We start from the raw sequence: 6,363 nt of genomic DNA, 5'->3' as shown, positions 1-6,363 counted from the left end.
TGCGGGAGCCGGATTTGAACCGACGACCTTCGGGTTATGAGCCCGACGAGCTACCAAGCTGCTCCATCCCGCGTCCGAAAACGAGGCGTATCATATCAGCGGGAATTGCTATTGCAAGCCGAAATTGGAATAACCTGTCTGTTTGGTCAATTATCCACCCAATCTGGCGTTTGTGATGGGTGTCTTCGTTATCATTTGTGCGCGAGGGCAGTTATACTATGCGCCACTCCAGATAGATTTAAGTTGGCTTCATGTATCAGTTTTTTGCCGCAGCACCTCGCGGTTTCGAATATGCCCTCGCGAAAGAGCTCACCCAACTCGGTGCCGACGGCGTCAAAGAGGCCCAAGCCGGTGCCTATTTCCAAGCCGACCTAGAAACCGCCTACCGCATTTGTATGTGGGCGCGTTTGCCTAGCCGAATTGTTCTTATTCTTTATCAAGGTAAGTTCGACAATGTCGACGAGCTTTACGAAGCCGCGTTCTGTGTTGACTGGCCGGCGGTGTTTAGCGAGAAGAAACGCTTCTTGGTGGACTTTGTTGGTACCAACCGCCAAATCACCAACACCCAATTTGGTGCGTTAAAAGTAAAAGATGCGGTCGTAGATCGCTTCCGCGAAGATGGCTACCGTCGCCCGGACGTCAGTAAAGAAGACGCTGATATTCGCATCTCTGCGCGTATCAAGCGCGATCAAGTCACTCTAGGGTTCAACTTTAGTGGCGCCGCGATGCACCAGCGCGGTTATCGCGAAAAGACTGGTGAAGCCCCACTAAAAGAAAACTTAGCCTGTAATCTGTTGGCGCGCTCAGGCTGGTGGGAAGATCAAAAGAACATTGTTGACCCGTTTTGCGGTTCGGCCACCATTCTTATCGAAGCGGCCATGATTGCCGCGGGTATTGCCCCTGGCTTAAACCGCGTGCAACACGGCTTTACTCACTGGCGCGGACACAACGCTAAAATGTGGCACGAGATTGACCAAGAGGCGTTAGCCTTATCGACTCGCGGTACAAAACGCTGCCCAATTCGCTTTGTCGGCATTGAGTCCGATCCTCGCGTCGTGAAGGCCGCTCGCACTAACGTACAAAACGCCGGCGTTGCCGCGCTGGTTAAAATTGAGCAGGGCGATGCTCTGACTTATAAACCTGAGTTTGAAGAACCAGGTTATGTAATCAGTAACCCACCGTTTGGTGAGCGTCTAGGTAACTACAACTCTTTGCTGCAGCTTTACTTTAAGTTTGGCCAGCAACTTAAGACGTCTTACCCTGGCTACAAGGTATCTCTGTTGTCCAGTGAACCAGAACTGCTGGCCGCGCTGAAGCTTAAGTACGACAAGAAGGTTAACCTGTACAACGGTAACCTCGAGTGTGAGTTCTGCAACTATCGAATTCGTGAGGATGCCGGGCAGGGCGCTCCAGCGGATATGGCGTTTGCTCAGTCGTTCATTAATCGCATCAAGAAAAACCGCAAACCTCTGGATAAATGGGCGCGCAAAGAAAACCTCGATTGCTATCGCATCTACGACGCGGACATTCCCGAATACAATGTGGCAGTGGACCGTTATCAGGACTACCTAGTGGTGCAAGAGTACGCACCACCGGCGAATATTCCACCGCAAACAGCGCAAAAGCGCCTTAATGAGGTGCTGCTGGCACTGCCTGAAGCCACCGATGTGCATCCAGATAAGATTGTGCTGAAAACGCGTTTGCGCCAAAAAGGCAGCAACCAGTATCAAAAGCGCGAGCAATCATCGATCGAGCTAAAGGTTCATGAGTACGGTGCACTGTTTAAGGTCGACTTGGCTCAGTACTTAGATACGGGTCTTTTCCTAGACCACCGCCTAACCCGTAAACTGGTTGGCGAGAAGGCCAAAGACAAAACTGTATTAAACCTGTTTGCCTATACCGGCTCTGCGTCGGTTCACGCCGCTCTTGGTGGTGCTAAATCGGTGACTACGGTTGATATGTCACGCACTTATCTGGCCTGGGCGCAGGATAATTTTGATTTGAACGGCTTAAACGGTCGTCAGTACCAGTTTGAGCAGGCGGATTGCTTGAAGTGGATCGCGACCAATCAAAAGCAGTTCGATTTGATTTTCATCGACCCGCCGACTTTCTCGAATTCAAAGCGAATGGACGACAGTTTCGATGTCGAGCGCGATCACGTGCATATGTTGGCTCAATTGAAGCAATCCTTGGCACCGGGTGGAGAGATCATCTTCACCAATAACAAGCGCCGTTTCAAAATGGATACACAAGCGCTAGAAGCACAAGGGCTTAAAGCTACCAATATTGACGCTAAGCTGTTGCCACAAGACTTTAAGCGCAATCCACACATACATAATTGTTGGTCATTAAGGAGTATCAATGACTGATCTTCGTCTGTTTCATACTGAGGGCTGCCATCTGTGCGAATTGGCGCAGGCCTTGTTAGACGAACAACAATTGAGCTACCAATTGGTTGATATCTGCGACCATGCTGAGTCGCTAGAAAAGTACAAAATTCGCATTCCGGTGCTCACAAAAGGTGACGCCGAGCTGGGCTGGCCTTTTGACCAAGCTTCCTTAACTGAGTTTTTGGAGGCCAATCAGTGAATCTAGTCCGTTTAAACCAAGCTTGTTTGGCCTTTGGTCACACACCGCTATTGGCGGATGTGGATCTGGTCATCGAAGAAGGCGAGCGCGTTTGTATCGTGGGCCGCAACGGCGCCGGTAAGTCGAGCTTAATGAAAGTGCTTGATGGCAGCATTGACCTAGACGATGGCGAGATCACCGTTAGCAACGACGTCACCCTGGCTCGCTTACAGCAAGACCCGCCACAAAGCTCAGAACTCAGCGTTTACGACTATATTGCACAGGGACTCGCGGACGTGGGCAATAAGCTCGCCGAATTTCAGCGATTAAGCCAAGATCCAGACTTGGCCGACAGTCCTGAGAAACTAGCCAAGTTGACTCGACTGCAAGAGCAAGTCGATCAAGGCGACGGCTGGCAGTTTGATTCTCGTATTCAAAGCATTTGCCAGCGCTTAAAGCTCAATCCTGCCCAATCGCTACAAGAGCTCAGCGGTGGTTGGTTGCGCAAGGTGGCATTAGCACAGACTTTGGTCCTTGAGCCGGATCTTTTGATGCTCGATGAGCCTACCAACCACTTGGACATAGACACCATCGAGTGGCTTGAGCAATTGCTGCTCAACTTTAAAGGCGCCATTGTCTTCATCAGTCACGACCGTGGCTTTATCGACCGATTAGCCACTCGAATCATCGACCTTGATCGGGGTGTAGCCACTTCTTGGCCGGGTAGCTATCAAGAGTACCTTGAAGGCAAGCAGAAGTGGTTGGCGGTGGAAGCTGAGCACAATGCGCAATTTGATAAAAAGCTGGCGGAAGAAGAAACCTGGATCCGCCAGGGCATTAAAGCTCGTCGCACCCGTAACGAAGGGCGCGTACGAGCCCTTAAAGCCATGCGAGAGCAGCGCAGCGAGCGCTTGAAATCTCAAGGCCAGGCTAAGTTGTCTGTAGACGATACCTCGCGCTCAGGTAAGCGGGTGTTTGAAGTGGACAACATCAGCTTTAACTACGACGGCGAGCCTTTGGTGAAGAACTTCTCTACCCAAGTTATGCGCGGCGATCGCATTGCCATTGTTGGCCCAAATGGTTGTGGTAAGTCCACCCTCATTAAATGTTTGATTGGGCAGTTAGAACCTAGCCAAGGTGAAGTCAAGCGGGGCACCAAGCTCGAAATTGCTTATTTTGACCAGTACCGCCAACAACTCGATGAAAACAAAACCGTTGAAGATAACGTCGGCGAGGGTAAACAACACGTCATGGTCAATGGCCGTGATCGCCACATCCTAAGTTACCTTCAGGACTTTTTGTTTTCACCGGAAAGAGCGCGTACTCCGGTTAAAGCCCTGAGCGGCGGAGAAAAAAATCGCCTGCTTTTGGCTCGATTGCTGCTTAAACCAGCAAATCTCATCATTCTCGACGAGCCAACCAACGATTTAGACATAGAAACGCTGGAATTGTTGGAGTCGATGCTGGTAGAGTTTGCAGGGACTTTATTGATCGTCAGTCACGACCGTGCCTTTATTGATAATACAGTGACGAGTAGCTGGTGGTTCGCCGGTGAAGGTCAGTGGCACGAATACGTGGGTGGTTATCAAGATGCGGTTTCACAAGGCGCGAATTTTTATCGGGCACCCAGTGAAGCCGAAGCTAACGTCAGCAAGCCAAAGCATGAACCTGCGGCGACCAAACCGGCGAAAAGTTCGGGTACTAAAAAGCTTTCGTATAAGTTACAAAGAGAATTAGAAGCACTTCCGGAACAAATGGAGCAGCTCGAAGTCAATATAGAGGACTTGCAGCAAGCCATTGCCAAGCCGGAGTTTTTTGAACAAGAACAACAACAAGTCAATGAAACGCTCGCTCAGTTAGCCGAATACGAGCAACAGCTAGAGACTTTATTCGAGCGTTGGGAAGAGTTGGAACAACTCAAGCAGCACCCGTAGAAATATAGGAATGCAGTTACAAATGACCTTTAGTAAGCCGTCGTCACTTTCAAGGCTAGCGCTGGCCGTTGCTGGCATTGTCAGTAGCGCAGCCGTTCACGCGGCCCCCGTCTATGAAATCGTAAATATCAAAGATTTCGACCTAGAAACCCTTACCGGTACTCGTACTTCCTACGCCATGGGTGGCAACGCCAATGGCGAGATAGTTGGAACAGCCAACGGACGTCGCCCTGAAATCGATTTCGACTTTGACAACAACACAGGTGTTGGTGGTGAAGAAGTGATTGTACTTTCGGTTACCAATCCGATTGTCGCTAACCTGTTTGCGTTTAACGCCAACGAAACCACAAACTACACACTCAACTTTGATCCAATTCTCAACGATACGCCTCCGAGCAGCACCGATCCTGTCAACGACAGCAACAGTGTCATGTTTGGCATCAACGGCAACGGATTGAAAGTGGGTTACGCCAGCGCTAACCAAAAGACTTTGCCAATTCCGCCGGCGGAAAACCCAGGTGAAGACGATCCAACCACATGGTACTTCCGCGATTTTGAAGAGCGTGCTTTTGTTAAAGTAGGTGACAACACCGCGACCATGATTGAGCCACCATTTACCACCTATGAAGAGGTAAATGTGGGTGGTTTGTCACGGGCCACTGGCGTCAACGTGATGAATACCATTTATGGTACCGCTTCTGTCGACCTGACTTCCAACGGTAAAACCGTCGTTCAGAATTGTAAGCAGGCCGCCGAAGATAACCCGGATACTGCTGAGCCAGTAGATGTGTGTGTTCAGCGAAATCAGTTTCCAAACAGCAATGGTTCAACCAATGTTGCCTATCAGATGCGCGCCTTTAAATGGGAAGTGCAAGGCGATACGGTAAACGCCACTCAACTGACGTTCCCGTTTGAAATTGCTGATGACGACAATCGCGTGTTCTTGGCGCAAGCCTTAGGTGCAAACGACAATGGCACTATTGTTGGCCGCAGCCACAACTATCGCGATGGTGACACCAACAACATTCGTTACGATGCGGCTTGGTGGACACCAAACAACGAGATCAAGACAATCACGTTTAATAACAACGACATCTTCGACTCGGTGGCTTATGACATCAACAACGCCGGATTGCTAATTGGCCGTTCTACTCGCTACATTCAAGGTTACTTGCGCGCTAAGTTCTTTATCTTGGATACCAACGAAGCGGATCCTCGTATCAAAGAACCACTAGATTTGGCTAACGCGCCAACGGACTTATCGAGCTTCCCACGTTCTATCAACGAAGCCGGTCAGGTGACGGGTAATGTCGAGATTGACTTCGATAAAGAGAAGCCACGTCGTCGCCATGCATTCTTGTATGAGCACGCCACAGAGACCTTTAACAACGTCAACAACTTGCTGACCTGTGAGTCGAAAGGTTTGGTTCGAAATGGCGACAGCTGGACGCGTCATCAAGTGACAGTACAAGATGGCGATGGGGTTGAGTTCACCTACCCAACCATTATTGAAGTGGTAGAAGGCAACGAGATCCTAGAAGATGGCACCATTTTAGGTACCGCTTTCATCACTAAGCCAAACTACAAGCTAGATGAAGAAGGTAAGGTAATTGTTGGTGACAATGGTAAGCCTTTCTTTAACTTGAACGGTAATGGCGAGCCGGTGGTGACTCAAATTCCACGAGCCGTGGTGCTCAAGCCGGTAACCAACGCAGAAGCTTGTACCTTTACCGATGAAGCGGATCCCAACCCTCCGTACAAGCGTAAAGGAGCAGCCGCCTGGTGGCTGTTAGCGCTCGCTGGACCACTACTCTGGTTCAGACGTCGAAAAGCCTAGTACAAACGCTCAAAAGGAACCTGA

Annotated in this window: 4 protein-coding genes and 1 tRNA gene; 4 read left to right on the top strand and 1 reads right to left on the bottom strand. The window is 50.0% G+C overall.

Going from position 1 to position 6,363, the window contains the following annotated elements; translation table 11 throughout:
* Window positions 1-73: transfer RNA gene (locus CLC93_RS16000), tRNA-Met, on the bottom strand.
* A gap of 178 nt (window positions 74-251) precedes the next feature.
* Between CLC93_RS16000 and rlmKL the strand changes: the two genes are divergently transcribed.
* From rlmKL to CLC93_RS15980, 4 genes are read left to right on the top strand one after another with little or no spacing between them, the layout of a single operon-like run.
* Entirely contained in the window at window positions 252-2,369 is a 2,118-nt protein-coding gene (gene rlmKL, locus CLC93_RS15995) for a bifunctional 23S rRNA (guanine(2069)-N(7))-methyltransferase RlmK/23S rRNA (guanine(2445)-N(2))-methyltransferase RlmL (protein ID WP_095506990.1), read from the top strand.
* Complete coding sequence (locus CLC93_RS15990; protein WP_095506989.1) at window positions 2,362-2,589, top strand: glutaredoxin family protein; 228 nt, start codon at window positions 2,362-2,364, stop codon at window positions 2,587-2,589. Before rlmKL ends, CLC93_RS15990 begins: the two co-directional genes overlap by 8 nt.
* A complete protein-coding gene (gene uup, locus CLC93_RS15985; protein ID WP_095506988.1) occupies window positions 2,586-4,502 on the top strand; it encodes an ATP-binding cassette ATPase Uup in 1,917 nt (638 codons plus the stop codon). The genes CLC93_RS15990 and uup overlap by 4 nt, the downstream gene beginning before the upstream one ends.
* A 22-nt stretch (window positions 4,503-4,524) precedes the next feature.
* Window positions 4,525-6,339, top strand: coding sequence for a DUF3466 family protein (locus CLC93_RS15980; protein ID WP_169903088.1), 1,815 nt, complete (start codon window positions 4,525-4,527; stop codon window positions 6,337-6,339).
* The last annotated feature ends 24 nt before the right edge of the window (window positions 6,340-6,363 follow it).

The sequence above is a fragment of the Paraferrimonas sedimenticola genome (assembly GCF_002282855.1).
GTDB lineage: Bacteria > Pseudomonadota > Gammaproteobacteria > Enterobacterales > Shewanellaceae > Paraferrimonas > Paraferrimonas sedimenticola.
Note: the sequence above shows the minus strand (reverse complement) of the source record. Positions and strands in the feature narration are given on the sequence as shown.